Source organism: Pseudoalteromonas sp. S1610, from assembly GCF_005887465.1.
Taxonomy (GTDB): domain Bacteria; phylum Pseudomonadota; class Gammaproteobacteria; order Enterobacterales; family Alteromonadaceae; genus Pseudoalteromonas; species Pseudoalteromonas undina.
In genome coordinates this window covers 1-1,673 of record NZ_PNDI01000066.1, presented here as the reverse complement: position 1 = coordinate 1,673, position 1,673 = coordinate 1, and the positions used below count along the sequence as shown (strand labels likewise).

Annotated in this window: 3 protein-coding genes; all 3 read left to right on the top strand. The window is 40.3% G+C overall.

Going from position 1 to position 1,673, the window contains the following annotated elements:
- The first annotated feature begins 299 nt into the window (after positions 1-299).
- The 3 genes from rplM to CWB77_RS16725 all read left to right on the top strand — a co-directional run bounded on the left by rplM (position 300) and on the right by CWB77_RS16725 (position 1,654).
- The gene (gene rplM, locus CWB77_RS16735) at positions 300-728 is read left to right on the top strand and encodes a 50S ribosomal protein L13 (RefSeq protein WP_008110876.1); all 429 of its coding nucleotides are present in this window, start codon (positions 300-302) and stop codon (positions 726-728) included.
- An 8-nt stretch (positions 729-736) separates the two neighbouring features.
- Positions 737-1,129 carry a 30S ribosomal protein S9 gene (gene rpsI / locus CWB77_RS16730; protein ID WP_024600778.1) on the top strand — a complete coding sequence of 131 codons (393 nt, stop codon included), beginning with the start codon at positions 737-739 and terminating at the stop codon, positions 1,127-1,129.
- Between the two features lie 171 nt (positions 1,130-1,300).
- Entirely contained in the window at positions 1,301-1,654 is a 354-nt protein-coding gene (locus tag CWB77_RS16725) for a four helix bundle protein (protein ID WP_249931445.1), read from the top strand.
- Positions 1,655-1,673 lie beyond the last annotated feature (19 nt).

Below are 1,673 nucleotides of genomic sequence, written 5' to 3'. Positions count from 1 at the left end.
TAATTGCCAATCCCGATTATATAGTTATTTTTGATAAAACCTAAAACCTAAAACCTAAAACCTAAAACCTAAAACCTAAAACCTAAAACTTTTTGCGGAAAAAACAACCGGCCGGTAGCAATGTAGTTTAAGTGCTGGTATACTCCCGCGTCTGCCACGTTGCGTTCTATGTCCTCATATAGTTTAGCCACTTGTGAGCGGCGAAAAAGTCTAAAACTCGAAGGGGTTGTAGCATACTTAGAGCGGTAGTTAATAATAACTACCTGTGGTTTTAATTGAAAAACATTGGATTTTTATAAATGAAAACGTTTGTTGCTAAACCAGAAACAGTAAAACGTGACTGGTACGTAGTTGACGCTGAAGATAAAACTTTAGGTCGCATCGCTACTGAAATCGCTCATCGCCTACGCGGTAAGCACAAAGCTGAGTACACACCACACGTAGATACTGGTGATTACATCATCGTTATCAACGCTGAGAAAGTTACTGTTACTGGTAACAAATTCAAAGATAAAGTGTACTACGCTCACTCTGGTTTCCCAGGTGGTCTTAAGTCTACTACTTTTGATAAACTTCAAGCTGCAAAGCCTGAAATGATCATCGAAAAAGCTGTTAAAGGCATGTTGCCACGTGGTCCTTTAGGCCGCGCTATGTTCCGCAAACTTAAAGTTTACGCGGGTACTGAGCATAACCATGCTGCACAACAGCCTCAGGTTCTAGACATTTAAGGAGCACTATCATGGCAAATCAATACTACGGTACAGGTCGTCGTAAAAGTTCAAGTGCTCGCGTATTCTTACGCCCAGGCACTGGTAACATCGTAATCAACAAGCGCTCTTTAGAAGAGTACTTTGGTCGCGAAACAGCACGCATGGTTGTTCGTCAAGCTCTTGAGCTTGTAGACATGACTGAAAAATTTGACCTTCACATCACCGTTGCCGGTGGTGGTACTACTGGTCAAGCTGGTGCTATCCGTCACGGTATCACTCGTGCACTTATGGAGTTTGACGAGTCACTACGTCCACAACTTCGTAAAGCAGGTTTCGTTACTCGTGATGCACGTAAAGTTGAACGTAAGAAAGTGGGTCTTAAGAAAGCGCGTAAGCGTCCACAGTTCTCAAAACGTTAATTTTTACGTTATCAAGAATTCAAAAACCCAGCTTATGCTGGGTTTTTTGTTTTTAGATAATGAGTTTCGAGTAACGGGCTACGAGAACCGAGCTGCTAAAGAGATTAAGTTCCGTGCGTTAAATTATATGTTTACTATAATTTATGATGAAAGCGAGATTAAGGCTAAGGAATGGTTTTGAGGTATGAAAGTTTAGATGTATGGAAAAAGTCTTTCTCATTAAGTTTGTTTGTATACCAAACCTTTACTGCTTTGAGGGATTTTGGCTTAAAAGATCAAATGTGTCGAAGCGCAGTTTCAGTGCCTAGCAATATTGCAGAGGGTTATGAGCGTTACTCTGATAAAGAAAGAGCTTACTTTCTTTCTGTAGCTAAAGGGTCTGTCGGTGAATTAAAAACTCAGCTAATGATTGCTTTTGAGTTAGGTTATATTAATTATGAACAAACAGAATACGCTTTAGATGAGTGTGAAAGCATTGGGAAAATGCTTGGTAAATTAATCTCTATGATTAAAAATGCACGATAACCCCGAACCCCGAACCCCG